The organism is Delftia sp. UME58 (genome assembly GCF_014170385.1).
GTDB lineage: Bacteria > Pseudomonadota > Gammaproteobacteria > Burkholderiales > Burkholderiaceae_C > Comamonas > Comamonas acidovorans.
Genome location: NZ_LZZV01000114.1, coordinates 26,131 through 41,680, shown reverse-complemented (window position 1 = coordinate 41,680; position 15,550 = coordinate 26,131). Strand labels below are relative to the sequence as shown.

The following is a 15,550-nucleotide window of genomic DNA, read 5'->3' as shown; positions in this document are numbered from 1 at the left end:
CGCCCTCCTCCAATACAAGGCCTCGCATGCAGCCATTGCTACAGAATCTGGTCGAGATGACGGCCCACAGGGACCATCTGCGATTGGAAATCTCGGTGCTGTCCACCCTGTTCAAGCTCAATGGCGTGGTGCAGGTGCGGGCGCTGGAGCTGTTCGCCATGCCCGACGGCAGGCACTGCGTGCGTGCACGCACCTGGAGCCAGGGCGATCAGGTCATGTCCACCGATGCCGAGGCCTTGTATGACCCGCAAAGCGTGGAGCTGGCATCCATGCCCGCGCTGCAGCAGGCGCTGCAGCAGCGCGCCCTGATCGCCTCGGCCGTGCAGCCCGATGGCCAGCACGTGCTGTGGCTTCCGCTGTGGCGGCAGGAGACGGCCTACCACTGCCTGGAGATCACGCAGTCCACGGCCTTCTCGCCCAGCCGGCTCGATGTGATACAGGGCATCTTCGGCGTCTATCACAACTACCAGAGCCTGCTGGACTACAGCGAACGCGATGCGCTGACCGGCCTGCTCAACCGCAAGACCTTCGACGAGCAGTTCCTGCGCCTGTCGCTGCAGGAGCCGCCGATGGCCATGCCGGGAGTGGCCACGGAAGACGTTCCCGGCCAGTGGCTGGCCGCCATCGACATCGACCATTTCAAGCGCATCAACGACCGCTTTGGCCACCTGTATGGCGACGAGGTGCTGATCCTGGTCGCCAACATCCTGCGCAGCTGCTTCGACGCCAAGGACCGCGTATTCCGCTTCGGCGGCGAGGAATTCGTGGTGCTGCTGCGCTCGGTCAGCCTGGCCAATGCACGCAAGGCGCTGGAGCGCCTGCGCCACGACGTGGAGAGCTACGAGTTCCCCCAGGTCGGCCGCATCACCGTGAGCACGGGCTTTGCCGCCATGGGCACGGGCGCGCCCGTGGAGGTGCTGGGCCAGGCGGACCAGGCGCTCTACCACGCCAAGGAACATGGCCGCAACCAGACCTGGTACTACGGGGATCTGATCACCCAGGGGCTGCTGGCGCCCCAGGTGAACAGCAACGACATCGAGCTGTTCTGAGCCGGTCCTGGCGCCGCGCCGCTCAGTCAAGGCCGGCCACGCGCACGCAGTCGCGCCCGGCGTGCTTGGCCTCGTAGAGCATGGCATCGGCGCGCTGCAGCAGTTCCTGCGCACTCTCGGCGCCCTGCAATTGCGCCACGCCAAAGCTGGCCGTCGCAGCCAGTTCCAGGCCATGGACCTGTATGGGCGTGGAGCGTATGGCCTCGCGCAGCTGCCCGGCCAGCGCCCAGGCCTGGGCCGCAGCGACACCGGGCATCACGATCAGGAACTCCTCCCCGCCATAGCGCGCCATCCATTGCGCAGAAGGCTCCCGCTCCAGTGCGTGCCGGCAACGCAGTGCCACCTCGCGCAGCACGGCATCGCCTGCGGCATGGCCATGCCTGTCGTTGACCTGCTTGAAGCGGTCCACGTCCACGAACATCACGCTCAGGGCCGCTCCCAGGTGCTGGCCCTGGGCGACCTCGGAGGCCAGGCGCTCGTCCATGGCACGGCGGTTGAGGCATCCGGTCAGCGCATCGGTCAGCGACATGCGCTTGACCTCTTCCACCAGCTCCTCCAGCTGGGCCGTGCGCTGGGCCACCAGCAGGTCCAGATGCTCGATGTGGCCGCGCAGGTCATGCTGCAGCTGGCCAAAGCCCTGCACCACCATGTCGATCTCGTCGCGCTGCCCGCGGCGCGCCCGCTCCAGCACCAAGGGCCTCGACAACTCGTTGGGCTTGAGGCTGGCCGCAAAGCCCGCAATCTGCTGCAGCGGCTGGCGCAGCTCCCTGCGCATCACCCAGGCCACCATCAGGCACACCAGGGCCGTGAACAGCGCATAGCCCAGCAGCACGCGCAGCGTGGAGTCGCGCAGCACCTCCAGGTAATGGCCCCGGTTCTCCCAGACCTGCAGTTCGCCCAGCGGCAGGCTGGACTGGCTGTGCCTGGGCGCGGGAATCACCATGGAAACGGCGGGCGGACGGCCATCCCTGGGCTCTCCAGCCTCGTACATCTCGCCCGTGGAGGTGACGCGCAGCTGCACATGACCCACCAAAGGCAGCTTGCCAAGCCACTGGACCTGCTCGCGCACCAGGGCCGGTTCGATGTCCCACAGCGCGGCGGACAGCGAGATCATGCTGTTGGCCACCAGCGTCTCCATGGAGCGTCGGAATTCCTGCTGCCCCTTGCGGTACTCCCACCAGGCATGGGCACCACCGAACACCAGCATGCAGGCCATGGCCAGCAGCATGATGCGCAGGATCAGCAGGGAGGCAATCGAGCGGAAGCGGGGCATGGAAGGCGCTCAGCGCAGCAGGTGCTTCAGCTCGAATCCGTAGCGCCGCAGCCGTGGGTTGAGGTGCTTGCTGTAGCTGCGAAAATCCAGAGGGGCCGGCGGCGCGCTGATCCTGTGCTCGTAGCGGTCGATCTGGGACTTGTCCAGCAGCGTGAACATGGGCCGCACCTGCTCCAGCCCTTCGGAGGCGAAATCGGTGCCGTGCGCATGGTCGTAGAGCATGACCAGGGCCCAGGCGCCGGTCAGGAAATGGCCGCCCGCCAGTGCCGACAGCTCGCCCGTGCGCAGCGCCGTCATGGCGGCCGCCGATGAATTGATGGCGCTGAAGAAGGCGTCGCGCCCCGGCGAGCCGCCCCGCGCGCGCCAAGCCTGCATGGCGCCAAAGGCCATCTCGTCGTTGCCCGCCCAGACCAGGCGCACCTCGGGATAGCGCTGGAACAGCACGGCCGCCTGCTGCTCGGCGCGTTCGCGGCGCCATTCGCCAAAGACTTCCTGCTGCAGCACCACGTCGCTGGCCTCGGCCGCCGCGCGGCGCATGCCGGCATTGCGCTCCACCGAGGAGGGCGTGGAGCGGTCCCCGGCAATGGCCACCATGTGCAGCCGGCCATCGGCCGCACGCGCCTGGCCCGATGCCCGCGCAGCGGCGAACAGCGACTTGGCGGTCAGGTAGCCGGCCTCCTCGGCGCCCGGCTCCAGGCTGCCCAGCCAGTGGCGATAGCGCTCTCGGGCCACGCCGGTCTGCCCGCGCAAGGTCTCGGGCACGCCGCTGAAGGCCATGAAGCTGTCGATGCCCGCGGCCTCCAGCGTACGCAGGATTTCAGGCGCCACGCTGTAGTCGTTGGTAAACATCACGTAGCGGGGCCGCTGCGCCTTGGGCAGGGCAGCAATCTGGCGCGCAATCTCGATGGGACGCAGGTGGTCGCGCTGGGCGTAGCGGACCTGCAGCTGCATGCCCAGGCTGCTGGCCGCGTCCTGCATGACCTCGCTGACCGTGGTCCAGTAGCGCTCGTCGGAGCGGCCCGGGTTGATGAAGACCACGCTTTGCGCGGCGGCAGCGGTCGATTGCGCCAGCACGCCCATCACCCAGGCCATGCAGGTCAAGCGCCAGGCCCACGGCAAGACGCCCCGGTGGATTCCACCGGGGCGTCCCGAAGAAGGGGCAGCAGGAATCATCTGCCGCGCTTGCAGGATCAGGCGCGCTCTGCCACCCAGGCCTGCACACCGGCCAGCGCCGCGGGCAGGCCCGAAGCGTCCGTGCCGCCGGCCATGGCCATGTCGGGCTTGCCGCCGCCCTTGCCACCGACCTGGCTGGCAACGAAGTTCACCAGATCGCCGGCCTTGATGCGTGAGGTCTCGGCCTTGGTCACGCCTGCGGCCAGCTGCACCTTGTCGCCATCGACGGCGGCCAGCACGATGGCTGCGGCGCCCAGCTTGTCCTTGAGCTTGTCCATGGTCTCGCGCAGGGTCTTGGCGTCGGCGCCTTCGAGCCTGGCGGCCAGCACCTTGATGCCCTTGACGTCCACGGCCTGGCCGGCCAGTTCGTCGCCCTGGCTGGAAGCCAGCTTGCCCTTGAGGGCAGCCACTTCCTTCTCCAGCGCGCGGATCTGCTCCAGCGCACCACCGATGCGGGTGTTCAGCTCGGCCGTCGGCGCCTTCAGCGCGGCGGCGGCCTGGTCCACCGTGGATTCCAGCGATTGCAGGTAGGCCAGCGCGTTCTCGCCGGTCACCGCCTCGATACGGCGCACGCCAGCGGCCACGCCGCCTTCGCCAACCACCTTGAACAGGCCGATATCGCCCGTGCGCTGCACGTGGGTGCCGCCGCACAGCTCGCGGCTGCTGCCGATGTCCAGCACGCGCACGGAGTCGCCGTACTTCTCGCCGAACAGCATCATGGCGCCCGTGGCCTTGGCCGACTCGATGTCCATCACGCGCGCATCGGTGGGCGTGTTGGCCAGGATCTCGGCGTTCACGCGGCGTTCGATCTCGCGGATCTCTTCAGCGCTCACGGGCTGGTTGTGGGCAAAATCGAAGCGCGTGCGCTCGGCGTTGACCAGCGAGCCCTTTTGCTGCACGTGGTCGCCCAGCACTTCGCGCAGGGCCTTGTGCATGATGTGCGTGACCGAGTGGTTGCGCATGGTGGCGGCACGCAATTGCGTGTCCACCTCGGCCTGCACGGCATCGCCCACCTTGAGGCTGCCGGACTCCAGCACGCCGTGGTGGCCGAACACATCGGCCTTGATCTTGAGCGTGTCCTCGACCGCGAAGCGTGCGCCCGTGGTGCTGATCACACCCTGGTCGCCCACCTGGCCGCCGGACTCGGCATAGAAAGGCGTGGTGTCGAGCACGACCACGCCGCTCTGGCCGGCCTTGAGTTCCTGCACGGCGCTGCCTTCGGCATACAGCGCCACCACCTTGGCGGCCTCGGCCAGCTTCTGGTAGCCCGTGAAGGCATTGGCATCGCCCGTGTATTCCAGGGCGCGGTCCATCTTGAACTTGCCTGCTGCGCGGGCCTTGTTCTTCTGCTCTTCCATGGCGGTCTGAAAGCCCGCCTCGTCCACGCTCAGGCCGCGCTCGCGGCAGACGTCGTTGGTCAGGTCCAGCGGGAAGCCGTAGGTGTCGTGCAGCTTGAAAGCCACGTCGCCGGGCAGCACCTTGGCGCCACCGGCCAGCGCCGCGTCCAGGATTTCCATGCCGTTGGCCAGGGTCTCGAAGAAGCGCTCTTCCTCGACCCGCAGCACTTCGGTGATGCGCGCTTCCTGCTCGCGGATCTTGGGATAGGCATCGCCCATCACGGCCACCAGGTCCTTGACCAGCTTGTGGAAGAACGGGGTCTTCTGGCCCAGCTTGTAGCCGTGGCGGATGGCGCGGCGCACGATGCGGCGCTGCACGTAGCCGCGGCCTTCGTTGGAGGGAATCACGCCGTCGGCCACCAGGAAGGCGGTGGCGCGGATGTGGTCGGCGATCACCTTCAGCGACGGGGTCTCGATGTCGTCAATGTGCGTCTCGCGCGCAGCGGCCTTGATCAGCGCCTGGAACAGGTCGATCTCGTAGTTGCTGTGCACATGCTGCAAGATGGCGGCCAGGCGCTCCAGGCCCATGCCGGTGTCCACGCAGGGCGCGGGCAGTGGCTTGACGTTGCCCTGCTCGTCCATGTCGAACTGCATGAACACGTTGTTCCAGATCTCGATGAAGCGGTCGCCGTCTTCGTCAGGGCTGCCGGGGGGGCCGCCGGCCACGTGCGCGCCGTGGTCGTAGAAGATTTCCGAGCAGGGGCCGCAGGGGCCGGTGTCGGCCATCATCCAGAAGTTGTCGCTCTTGTAGCGGCCGCCCTTGTTGTCGCCGATGCGGATCACGCGCTCGGGCGGCAGGCCGATTTCCTTGGTCCAGATGTCGTAGGCCTCGTCGTCCTCGGCATAGACCGTGGCCAGCAGGCGTTCCTTGGGCAGCTTGTAGACCTCGGTCAGCAGCTCCCAGGCCCACTTGAGCGACTCGCGCTTGAAGTAGTCGCCGAAGGACCAGTTGCCCAGCATCTCGAAGAAGGTGTGGTGGCGGGCCGTGTAGCCCACGTTTTCCAGATCGTTGTGCTTGCCGCCTGCGCGCAGGCAGGTCTGCACCGAGGTGGCGCGCTTGTAGGGGCGCTTGTCGGTGCCCAGGAACACGTCCTTGAACTGGACCATGCCCGAGTTGGTGAACATCAGCGTCGGATCGTTGCCGGGCACCAGGGGGCTCGACTCCACGATGGTATGGCCCTTGGATGCGAAAAAGTCCAGAAAGCTCTTGCGAATGTCGGCAACGGTGAAAGTGGGTGTGCTCATGGTGTCTAGGAGTTCGGAGCGCGCACGCGGGGCGCTGTCCCTGGCGGGAGGGTGTCCCGTCGGGACCAACGCGCATTATAGGTTTGCCCCATGGTTGCGGCAGCGAGCCCTGCCCAGCCTCCATCACGCACCTGGCCGAAGAAGGCCTATCCTCCCATCTGCCCGCCCTTGAGCACGATCTCCAAGCAGTCGCTGGCCGGATCGTCGCCATGCGCGGGCCTGCGCCTGGCCAAAGGGCTGGGCGCGGCCAAGGTACCGCAGATGCGCGAGCAGGAGATGGGCGAGATGGGCGAGATGGATAGCACAGGCGATCTCGCCGTTCACTGATCCAGCTCAGGCTGCGCGCGATTTGCGCCCTTGATAATCGCCAGCCGGAACCACAGCAAGCACACCATGGCGCAACCACAGACACCCGAGCCTCATTCCAGCGAACCGCCCCCCGCTTCCAGCGCCAACGGATCCGATCCGGCCAAGCCGCCCAAGCCGCCAAAAAGCCGCATCGTGCCCTGGCTCATCGGCCTGCCCGTGGCCTTCTTCGCTGTGCTCATGCTGGCTGGCCAGTTGCTGTCAACGCCCGAAGGCGAGGCGCGCTGGGTGGAGCGCGAAACCATCAAGATCTGCCGCAAGGAAACCGCGCGGCCAGAGGCCGAGCGCAAGACGCAGCAGTTTGAATCGGTGCAGGACTGCGACAGGCTCGAATTCGACTTCAAGCAGCGCTACGGTGAAAACCCCTGAGGCGAAGTCACAACGAAAAAGGCCGGCAGAGCCGGCCTTTGGCTTGCTGGAGCCTGTTCAGTCACGCGTCTCGATGGCGCGGTTGATACCCAGCGCCGCCAGCGTGCACAGCGCACCCGACAGCAGATAGATGCCCAGCGCCACCAGTCCGAAGCGCGAGGACACGCCCAGGGCCACCAAGGGAGCGAATGCCGCGCCCACCAGCCAGGCCATGTCCGAGGACAACGCGGCCCCCGTGTAGCGATAGCGTGAGGGGAAGTTGGACGTCACCGTGCCTGCGGCCTGGCCATAGGACAGGCCCAGCAGGATGAAGCCGACGATGATGAACACGTTGTTGCCCGTGGTTCCGCTGCCCAGCAGCCAGGGCGCCAGGAAGCTGAAGATGCCGATCAGGCAGGCCATGGTGCCCAGCGTGTTGCGCCGCCCCACACGGTCGGCCAGCCAGCCCGAGACCATGATGGCGGCAGCCGCACAGAAGGCGCCCACGATCTGCACCCCGAGCACATGGGTGACCGACTGGTCCGAGTACAGCGAGATCCAGGACAGAGGGAAGATGGTCACCAGGTGGAACAGCGCAAAGCTGGCCAGGGCGGCAAACGCGCCGATCACCACGTTGCGGCCTTCGTCGCGCATCAGCGGCAGCACGCCCATGGGCTCCAGCTCACGCTGCTGCAGCAGTTCGGTGTAGGACTGGCCCACGACCAGGCGCAGCCGGGCGAACAGTGCCACGACGTTGATGGCGAAGGCCACGCAGAAGGGATAGCGCCAGCCCCAGCTGAGGAACTCGTCGGCTCCCACATGGGCGTAGATGAAGGCAAACAACCCTGCCGCGAGCACGAAGCCCAGGGGCGCGCCCAACTGGCCCATCATCGAATACCAGCCCCGCCGGTTCTTGGGGGCCGACATGGCCAGCAGCGAAGGCAGCCCGTCCCACGAGCCGCCCAGCGCAATGCCCTGCCCTATGCGCAGCAGCGCCAGCACGATGATGGCGTTCACCCCCGCCTGCTGGTAGCTGGGCAGGAAGGCCATGCCCACGGTGCACACGCCCAGCAGAAACAGCGCCAGCGTCAGCTTGGTCGCCCGCCCCCAGCGCCGCTGCACGGCCATGGACAGCGCCGTGCCCAGCGGCCGTGCCACGAAGGCCAGCGAGAAGATGGCGAACGACATCAGCGTGCCGTCGAGCTTGGAAAGGTAGGGGAACAACAGTGCCGGGAAGACCAGCACGCAGGCGATGCCGAACACGAAGAAGTCGAAGTACTCCGAGGATCGCCCGATGATCACGCCGACGGCGATTTCGTTGGGCGTGACATCTTCGTGGGTGTCGGCGCGGGACAGAGATTCTTTGCTCTCATAGCTTCCGTGGGGGAAGCTTGCAGTTGTGTCGAGGCCGCTCATAGATGGATGCTCCTTGTCTCGTCTCACTGACAGCTCTGTTCTACGCCCTCGCTTGATCTGGCGCAAGGCGGTTTCCACCTCGACCGGCCTCGGTGTTTGTCCTGCTGCGCGCGACGCGAAATTGCGGCCTCCGGACCACCAGGCACCTGCCGCGCACCCGCCCAGGTAGCAGAAAGTTCCCGGCTTCTCCTTGACGTTGGACAAAATGTCCAATGGACAAATTTATACTTCGTAATACATTTGCCCGGATCTTGTAATCCGCGTTTCTATGTAAACGCGCTCTTGTTGCGCCCCTAGCATGCTAAAAATCAAGGAACTCCGTGGGCCTGCGTGGCTCACCGCGGCCGCTTTGACAGCCAGTCTCACTGGCTGCAGCAAAGCCGTCGTGCTCAACCCCGCCGGCGACATCGCCGCGCAGCAAGGCAACCTGGTGGTCACGGCCACCTTGCTGATGCTGATCATCATCATCCCGGTGATCATCCTCACGCTGCTTTTCGCCTGGAAATACCGCCAGTCGAACACCGAGGCCCACTACGACCCCGAATGGCACCACTCCACCACGCTGGAGCTGGTGATCTGGTCCGTGCCGCTGATGATCATCATCGCGCTGGGCGCCATCACCTGGATCAGCACCCACAAGCTGGACCCCTACCGTCCGCTGGACCGCGTCTCGGCCACCAAGCCGCTGAGCACCGATGTCAAGCCGCTGGAGGTGCAGGTCGTGGCCATGGACTGGAAGTGGCTGTTCTTCATCCCCGAAAAAGGCATCGCCACCGTCAACGAGCTGGCCGCTCCCGTGGATCGTCCCATCCACTTCAAGCTGACCGCCACCTCGACGATGAACTCCTTCTACGTGCCTGACCTGGCCGGCATGATCTATGCCATGCCAGGCATGCAGACCGAGCTGAACGCCGTGATCAACAAGCCCGGCGTGTTCCACGGCCTGGCATCGCACTACAGCGGCGCCGGCTTCTCGGGCATGACGTTCAAGTTCCATGGCCTGAGCAACGAAGAGTTCGAGCAGTGGGTTGCCAAGGCCAAGTCCGAAGGCAAGGCCCTGACGCGCGATACCTACCTGAACCTGGTCAAGCCCAGCGAGCGCAACCCGGTCGAGCGCTTCGCCACGGTGGACGAAGGCCTGTACGACAAGGTGCTCAACCGCTGTGTCGAAGAAGGCAAGATGTGCATGCATCACATGATGGCCATCGACGCTGCCGGCGGCGAAGCCTATCTCAAGGCCGTGGGCATGAACCTGCCCCAGGATGTGTGCACGGTGCAAAACGCCGACCGCGTCGTGGCCTTCCTGGACCAGCGCGACGGCTCCGCAGCCGCTGCGCAGCAATAAGCAGTTAGCGGACGCGGACGACGGCCAGACCGCCGCCCGCTCCCATCACGACCTAAGAGACTCGATATGTCTGAACATACCTCCCCGGCACAGGCCCACTGGCTGCTGGGACGCATCACTTGGGACTCCATCCCGATGGCGCACGAGCCCATCGTGCTGGCGACCTTCATCGCCGTGGTGCTCGGCGGCCTTGCCGTGCTGGGCCTGCTCACCAAGTTCCGCCTGTGGGGCCCGCTGTGGCGCGACTGGCTGTGCAGCATCGACCACAAGAAGATCGGCATCATGTACATGATCCTCGGTCTGGTCATGCTGCTGCGCGGCTTTGCCGACGCGCTGATGATGCGCCTGCAGCAGGCCATGGCCTTCGGCGACAACCTGGGCTATCTGCCTCCGCACCACTACGACCAGATCTTCACGGCCCACGGCGTGATCATGATCTTCTTCGTGGCCATGCCCTTCGTGACCGGCCTGATGAACTATCTGGTGCCGCTGCAGATCGGCGCCCGCGACGTGTCCTTCCCGTTCCTGAACAACTTCAGCTTCTGGATGACCACGGGCGGCGCCGTGCTGGTGATGATCTCGCTGTTCCTGGGCGAGTTCTCCACCTCCGGCTGGCTGGCACTGTCCAACCTGGGGGCGCAGAACCCCGGGGTCGGGCTTGACTACTACATCTGGGGATTGCAGGTGGCCGGCGTCGGCACCACGCTGTCAGGCATCAACCTGATCGTGACCATCATCAAGATGCGCGCACCCGGCATGAACCTGATGAAGATGCCCGTCTTCACCTGGACCGCCCTGTGCACCAACGCGCTGATCGTGGCCTCGTTCCCCATCCTGACCGCAGCCCTGGTGCTGATGTCGCTGGACCGCTACGTCGGCACGAACTTCTTCACGAACGAGCTGGGCGGAAACCCCATGCTGTACGTGAACCTGATCTGGATCTGGGGCCACCCCGAGGTCTACATCCTGATCCTGCCCTGCTTCGGCATCTTCTCGGAGATCGTCTCGACCTTCAGCCGCAAGCGCCTGTTCGGCTACACCTCCATGGTGTACGCGACGGTGTGTATCACCATCCTGTCCTACCTGGTCTGGCTGCACCACTTCTTCACCATGGGCTCCGGCGCCAGCGTGAACACCTTCTTCGGCATCACGACGATGATCATCTCGATCCCGACGGGCGCCAAGATCTTCAACTGGCTGTTCACCATGTACCGCGGCCGCATCCGCTTCACGGTGCCGATGCTGTGGACCGTGGGCTTCATGTGCACCTTCGCCATCGGCGGCATGACCGGCGTGCTGCTGGCCGTGCCTCCGGCCGACTTCGTGCTGCACAACAGCCTGTTCCTGATCGCCCACTTCCACAACGTGATCATCGGCGGCGTGGTGTTCGGCGTGTTCGCCGGCATCAACTTCTGGTTCCCCAAGGCCTTCGGCTACAAGCTCGACGAGTTCTGGGGCAAGTGCTCGTTCTGGTTCTGGCTGGTCGGCTTCTGGGTCGCCTTCACACCGCTGTACGTGCTGGGCCTGATGGGCGTGACACGCCGTGCCAACCACTTCGAGGACCCCTCGCTGCAGATCTGGTTCGTGATCGCCGCCCTGGGCGCCGGCCTGGTGGCACTGGGCATCGGCAGCTTCCTGATCCAGCTGGTGGTCAGCTACTTCAAGCGCGACCAGCTGCGCGACGTGACCGGCGACCCATGGGAAGGCCGCACGCTGGAGTGGGCCACCTCCTCGCCCCCTCCCCAGTACAACTTCGCCTTCACGCCCGTGGTGCATGAGATCGATGCCTGGTGGGACATGAAGAAGCATGGCTACCAGCGTCCGCTGACCGGCTTCAAGCCCGTCCACATGCCGTCCAACACCGGCGCCGGCGTCGTGATCGCAGCGCTGTCCACGGTCTTCGGCTTCGCGATGATCTGGCACATGTGGCCCCTGGCCATCGCGTCGTTCGCCGCCACCGTGCTGGCATCGATCATCCACACGTTCAACTACAAGCGCGACTACTACATCCCCGCCGCAGAAGTCGCGGCCACGGAAGAACTGCGCACACAACAGCTGGCACGTCATGTCTGATACCCGTTACACCGCAGGCGGCGCTGCCGCCCTGGCCCCGCGCGAGTACCACCTCGCCGAGGAGCCCCATCCCGAAAACGGCACCGCTCTGGGCTTCTGGCTCTACCTGATGAGCGACTGCCTGATCTTTGCAGCGCTGTTCGCCACCTATGGCGTGCTGGGCCGCAACTACGCTGCAGGCCCCACGGGCGCCCAGCTGTTCGACCTGCCCCTGGTGGCGATGAACACGGCCTTCCTGCTGCTGTCGTCCATCACCTTCGGCTTCGCCATGCTGCAAAAGCAGCAGGGCAAGCTGGGCGGCACCCAGCTGTGGCTGGCCATCACCGGCCTGTTCGGCCTGTGCTTCCTGGGCCTGGAACTCTATGAGTTCTCCCACTTGCTGCACGAGGGCGCGGGCCCGCAGCGCAGCGCCTTCCTGTCCTCGTTCTTCACGCTGGTGGGCACCCACGGCCTGCACGTGAGCTTCGGCCTGATCTGGCTGGTCACGCTGATGATCCAGATCAACAAGCACGGCCTGACGCACGAGAACAACCGCCGCCTGATGTGCCTGTCGATGTTCTGGCACTTCTTGGACGTGGTCTGGATCGGCGTCTTCACTTTTGTTTACCTGATGGGGGTGCTGTAAATGGCTGCACACGACATCCACGCCGGCCATGGCCACGGTCACCACGACCATCACGGCCATGACGATCACCACCACGACGCAGGCCCGCACAGCACGTTCTCGGGCTATATGTGGGGCTTCGTGCTCTCGATCATCCTGACGGCCATCCCGTTCTGGCTGGTGATGAGCAACGTCATCTCGGACCGTGCAACGGCCGTGATGGTGCTCGGCGGCTTCGCCGTGGTGCAGATCCTGGTCCACATGGTCTTCTTCCTGCACATGAACGGCAAGATCGAAGGCGGCTGGACCCTGCTGTCCACCATCTTCACCGTGGTCTTCGTGGCCATCGGCATTGCGGGCACTCTGTGGGTCATGTTCCACATGAACACCAACATGATGCCCCAGCACACCATGCCGGCCGACCCTGCCGCGCAGACGGCTCCGGCCTCGGTCACGCCTTGACCGCATCCGGAAACTCCGGGCCCTCCAGCCACGCCGGCGCATCGCGCCGGCGTGGCCCACTCGCTCAGGCGATGCTCATCTCGGTGGGCATCGCCTTGTTTTTGGGCTTCATCTTCCTGGGCAGCTGGCAGGTCCAGCGCCGTGCCTGGAAGCTGGACTTGATAGAGCGCGTGGACCAGCGCGTGCACGCCGCGCCTGCCGCCCTGCCCCCGCCCGCCGAATGGCCGCAGATCACGGCCGCCGACCACGAGTACCGCGCCGTGCAGGCCAGCGGCCACTGGCTGGCCGGCAAGACCGTGCTGACCCAGGCCGTGACCGAATTGGGCGCCGGCTTCTGGGTGCTGACGCCGCTGCAAATGGACGACGGCAACCAGGTGCTGGTGAACCGGGGCTTCATTCCCACAGCGCAGCGCGCGCGCTGGCAGGATGAGCCCGCACAGGCGCCCCAGGACCAGGACCAGGTGACGGTGGCCGGCCTGCTGCGCATCAGCGAGCCGCGCGGCGGCTTCCTGCGCGAGAACGATCCCGCGCAGCAGCGCTGGTTCTCGCGCGATGTGGCGGCCATTGCGCAGGCCCAGGGACTGGACCATGCAGCCCCCTACTTCATCGACGCAGGCCTGCCGGGACAGCCCGTGGCAGACGGCACCTGGCCGCGCCCGGCCATGACCGTGATCCGCTTCCCCAACAGCCACCTGGTCTATGCGCTGACCTGGTACGGGCTGGCGCTGATGGTGGTCGGTGCGGCCTGGCTGGTCAGGCGCAATGACCGGCAGGCGAGCAGCAAGCCGTAAAGCCGTAAAGCCGTAAGGCCGCAAAGCTGTCGCTGCAGGCAACAGGGCCACCGATGACATCGGTGGCCCTTTTTCCGCCAGTCTTCTGCAAGACCCTGCCGCACCACGGCCACCGCCCGGTAGCGCACAATCGCCCGCGTGAATTCGCCTTCAGAGTCCCTGTTCCGCGTCGAGCGCACCACCGAACGCCAGAACATGCAGCTGCTGATACAGCTGCGCTGGTTTGCCGTGGTCGGGCAGGTGATCACCATCTCCCTGGTGCACTACGGCTTCGGCATCACCCTGCCGCTGCCGGCCATGGCCCTGGTGCTGCTGGCCAGCGTCTTCACCAATCTCGGCTACATCTACTGGTACCGCAGCCACCGCCGCCAGATCTCGGCACGCAACCTGTTCCTGGCCCTGCTGGCCGACGTGCTCGCCCTGGCCATACAGCTGTATCTGAGCGGCGGCGCCAGCAATCCCTTCATCTATCTGTTTTTGCTGCAGGGCATTCTGGGCGCCGTGCTGCTCAGGCCCGTGCACGCCTGGATCATCGTTGCCAGCACCTCGCTGTGCACCCTGGTGCTGGCCATCGTGCACTGGCCCCTGCCCATTGGCGCTGCAGGCCCTGACGGGCTGCCCGGCCTGTACGTGAGCGGCATCCTGATCAGCTTCGGGCTGACCACGGTGCTGCTGGTGGTCTTCCTGCGCCGCATCGTCTCCAACCTGCGCCGGCGTGACGCACGGCTGGCCAACATGCGCCAGCGTGCCAGCGAAGAGGAGCACATCGTGCGCATGGGCCTGCTGGCCACGGGCGCGGCGCATGAGCTGGGCACGCCGCTGTCCACCATGTCCGTCATCCTGGGCGACTGGCAGCGCATGCCGGCCATCACGCAAGACCCCGACCTGCTGGCCGACCTGCAGGAAATGCAGCAGCAGCTGCTGCGCTGCAAGTCCATCGTCTCCAGCGTGCTCATGTCGGCCGGCGAGACTCGCGCCGATGCGCCCCAGGCCACCACGCTGCGCGCCTTCATGGACGGCGTGGTCGCGCACTGGCAGTCACGCCACGCCGTGGAGCGTTTCGACTACGTCCAGGCCGACGAGGACTTCCCCATTCTTTCCGATACCGCGTTGCAGCAAATGGTTTGCAATGTGCTCGACAATGCGGCCGAAGCCTCCCCCCGCCATGTGGCGCTGCACCTGGCCGTGCGCACCGGCATGCTGTGCATCACCGTGCGCGACAAGGGACCGGGCTTTGCACCCGCCGTGCTGGAACAGCTGGGCCAGCGCCATATCTCCACCAAGACGGAGCGCCCGGGCCGGGGGCTGGGCCTGTTCCTGGTGCTCAACGTGGCGCGCTCGCTGGGCGGACGCGTTCAGGTGAGGAACACCCCGCCGCGGGGCAGTGAGGTGGAGATCCGCCTGCCCCTGTCATCGATTGCCATTGAACCCGGCGCCTGAAGCGGCGCCCACAGGAACCCGAATCGCCCATGGACAGCTCCCGCCTCCTGCTGCTGGTTGAAGACGATGCGACCTTTGCACGCACGCTGACGCGCTCGTTCGAGCGGCGCGGCTACCGCGTGCTGCAGGCCGCCAGTGCCGAGGAAGTGCGCGAGCTGCTGCAGACGCACACGCCGCAGTACGCCGTCATGGACCTCAAGCTGGCGGGCAACGCGTCGGGCCTGAGCTGCGTGCAGATGCTGCACCAGCACAGCCCCGAGGCCGTGATCGTCGTGCTCACCGGCTATGCCAGCATTGCCACCGCCGTGGAGGCCGTCAAGCTCGGCGCATGCCACTACCTGGCCAAGCCCTCCAACACCGACGATATCGAGGCCGCCTTCGGCCGCCTCGAAGGCCGCACCGACGTGGAGCTGTCACGCAACCCCACCTCCATCAAGACGCTGGAGTGGGAACACATCCACGAAACCCTGGCCGAGAGCGATTTCAACATCTCCGAAGCCGCCCGCCGCCTGGGCATGCACCGGCGCACGCTGGCGCGCAAGCTGGAAAAGCGGCAGATCAAGTAAGG

At 65.9% G+C, this 15,550-nt stretch carries 14 protein-coding genes; 10 read left to right on the top strand and 4 right to left on the bottom strand.

The features are described 5' to 3' along the window. The first annotated feature begins 26 nt into the window (after window positions 1–26). Window positions 27–1,049 (top strand): GGDEF domain-containing protein, encoded by a 1,023-nt coding sequence (locus A9976_RS29595; RefSeq protein WP_183021927.1) that lies wholly within the window; start codon window positions 27–29, stop codon window positions 1,047–1,049. A gap of 22 nt (window positions 1,050–1,071) precedes the next feature. On the opposite strand, the gene A9976_RS29590 is transcribed toward A9976_RS29595, so the two are convergent. The 3 genes from A9976_RS29590 to alaS all read right to left on the bottom strand — a co-directional run bounded on the left by A9976_RS29590 (window position 1,072) and on the right by alaS (window position 6,137). Next, window positions 1,072–2,322, bottom strand: a complete 1,251-nt coding sequence (locus A9976_RS29590) for a GGDEF domain-containing protein (RefSeq protein WP_183021926.1) — start codon at window positions 2,320–2,322, stop codon at window positions 1,072–1,074. A gap of 9 nt (window positions 2,323–2,331) precedes the next feature. Continuing rightward, complete coding sequence (locus tag A9976_RS29585; protein WP_183021925.1) at window positions 2,332–3,414, bottom strand: ABC transporter substrate-binding protein; 1,083 nt, start codon at window positions 3,412–3,414, stop codon at window positions 2,332–2,334. 98 nt (window positions 3,415–3,512) lie between these two features. Beyond that, window positions 3,513–6,137 (bottom strand): alanine--tRNA ligase, encoded by a 2,625-nt coding sequence (gene alaS, locus A9976_RS29580; RefSeq protein WP_183021924.1) that lies wholly within the window; start codon window positions 6,135–6,137, stop codon window positions 3,513–3,515. Window positions 6,138–6,305: 168 nt separating this feature from the next. Between alaS and A9976_RS29575 the strand changes: the two genes are divergently transcribed. Both A9976_RS29575 and A9976_RS29570 read left to right on the top strand, forming a co-directional pair. Then, window positions 6,306–6,464 (top strand): hypothetical protein, encoded by a 159-nt coding sequence (locus A9976_RS29575; protein WP_183021923.1) that lies wholly within the window; start codon window positions 6,306–6,308, stop codon window positions 6,462–6,464. A 66-nt stretch (window positions 6,465–6,530) separates the two neighbouring features. Then, on the top strand, window positions 6,531–6,872 hold the full coding sequence (locus A9976_RS29570) for a hypothetical protein (RefSeq protein ID WP_183021922.1): 342 nt from the start codon (window positions 6,531–6,533) through the stop codon (window positions 6,870–6,872). Window positions 6,873–6,929: 57 nt separating this feature from the next. On the opposite strand, the gene A9976_RS29565 is transcribed toward A9976_RS29570, so the two are convergent. Beyond that, the gene (locus A9976_RS29565) at window positions 6,930–8,267 is read right to left on the bottom strand and encodes an MFS transporter (protein WP_183021921.1); all 1,338 of its coding nucleotides are present in this window, start codon (window positions 8,265–8,267) and stop codon (window positions 6,930–6,932) included. Window positions 8,268–8,565: 298 nt separating this feature from the next. On the opposite strand from A9976_RS29565, the gene cyoA reads away from it, so the two are divergent. From cyoA to A9976_RS29530, 7 genes are all read left to right on the top strand, one after another. Then, window positions 8,566–9,612, top strand: a complete 1,047-nt coding sequence (cyoA, locus tag A9976_RS29560) for a ubiquinol oxidase subunit II (protein ID WP_183021920.1) — start codon at window positions 8,566–8,568, stop codon at window positions 9,610–9,612. A gap of 66 nt (window positions 9,613–9,678) precedes the next feature. Beyond that, window positions 9,679–11,685 carry a cytochrome o ubiquinol oxidase subunit I gene (gene cyoB / locus A9976_RS29555; RefSeq protein WP_013802159.1) on the top strand — a complete coding sequence of 669 codons (2,007 nt, stop codon included), beginning with the start codon at window positions 9,679–9,681 and terminating at the stop codon, window positions 11,683–11,685. Then, window positions 11,678–12,310, top strand: coding sequence for a cytochrome o ubiquinol oxidase subunit III (gene cyoC, locus A9976_RS29550; RefSeq protein ID WP_012205884.1), 633 nt, complete (start codon window positions 11,678–11,680; stop codon window positions 12,308–12,310). Before cyoB ends, cyoC begins: the two co-directional genes overlap by 8 nt. Further along, window positions 12,311–12,751 carry a cytochrome o ubiquinol oxidase subunit IV gene (cyoD, locus tag A9976_RS29545; RefSeq protein WP_012205885.1) on the top strand — a complete coding sequence of 147 codons (441 nt, stop codon included), beginning with the start codon at window positions 12,311–12,313 and terminating at the stop codon, window positions 12,749–12,751. A gap of 71 nt (window positions 12,752–12,822) precedes the next feature. Beyond that, on the top strand, window positions 12,823–13,542 hold the full coding sequence (locus A9976_RS29540; RefSeq protein ID WP_183021919.1) for an SURF1 family protein: 720 nt from the start codon (window positions 12,823–12,825) through the stop codon (window positions 13,540–13,542). Window positions 13,543–13,680: 138 nt separating this feature from the next. Beyond that, window positions 13,681–14,982: an ATP-binding protein gene (locus A9976_RS29535; RefSeq protein WP_183021918.1), complete on the top strand. Its 1,302-nt coding sequence runs from the start codon at window positions 13,681–13,683 to the stop codon at window positions 14,980–14,982. 29 nt (window positions 14,983–15,011) lie between these two features. After that, window positions 15,012–15,548 carry a response regulator transcription factor gene (locus A9976_RS29530; protein WP_183021917.1) on the top strand — a complete coding sequence of 179 codons (537 nt, stop codon included), beginning with the start codon at window positions 15,012–15,014 and terminating at the stop codon, window positions 15,546–15,548. Window positions 15,549–15,550: the final 2 nt, after the last annotated feature.

Bases quoted from the DNA above. Each gene is read 5' to 3' on its own strand.
- A9976_RS29595 (WP_183021927.1), top strand. From the start codon at position 27: ATGCAGCCATTGCTACAGAATCTGGTCGAGATGACGGCCCACAGGGAC.
- A9976_RS29590 (WP_183021926.1), bottom strand. From the start codon at position 2,322: ATGCCCCGCTTCCGCTCGATTGCCTCCCTGCTGATCCTGCGCATCATG.
- A9976_RS29585 (WP_183021925.1), bottom strand. From the start codon at position 3,414: ATGGCCTGGGTGATGGGCGTGCTGGCGCAATCGACCGCTGCCGCCGCG.
- alaS (WP_183021924.1), bottom strand. From the start codon at position 6,137: ATGAGCACACCCACTTTCACCGTTGCCGACATTCGCAAGAGCTTTCTG.
- A9976_RS29570 (WP_183021922.1), top strand. From the start codon at position 6,531: ATGGCGCAACCACAGACACCCGAGCCTCATTCCAGCGAACCGCCCCCC.
- A9976_RS29565 (WP_183021921.1), bottom strand. From the start codon at position 8,267: ATGAGCGGCCTCGACACAACTGCAAGCTTCCCCCACGGAAGCTATGAG.
- cyoA (WP_183021920.1), top strand. From the start codon at position 8,566: ATGCTAAAAATCAAGGAACTCCGTGGGCCTGCGTGGCTCACCGCGGCC.
- cyoB (WP_013802159.1), top strand. From the start codon at position 9,679: ATGTCTGAACATACCTCCCCGGCACAGGCCCACTGGCTGCTGGGACGC.
- cyoC (WP_012205884.1), top strand. From the start codon at position 11,678: ATGTCTGATACCCGTTACACCGCAGGCGGCGCTGCCGCCCTGGCCCCG.
- cyoD (WP_012205885.1), top strand. From the start codon at position 12,311: ATGGCTGCACACGACATCCACGCCGGCCATGGCCACGGTCACCACGAC.
- A9976_RS29540 (WP_183021919.1), top strand. From the start codon at position 12,823: ATGCTCATCTCGGTGGGCATCGCCTTGTTTTTGGGCTTCATCTTCCTG.
- A9976_RS29530 (WP_183021917.1), top strand. From the start codon at position 15,012: ATGGACAGCTCCCGCCTCCTGCTGCTGGTTGAAGACGATGCGACCTTT.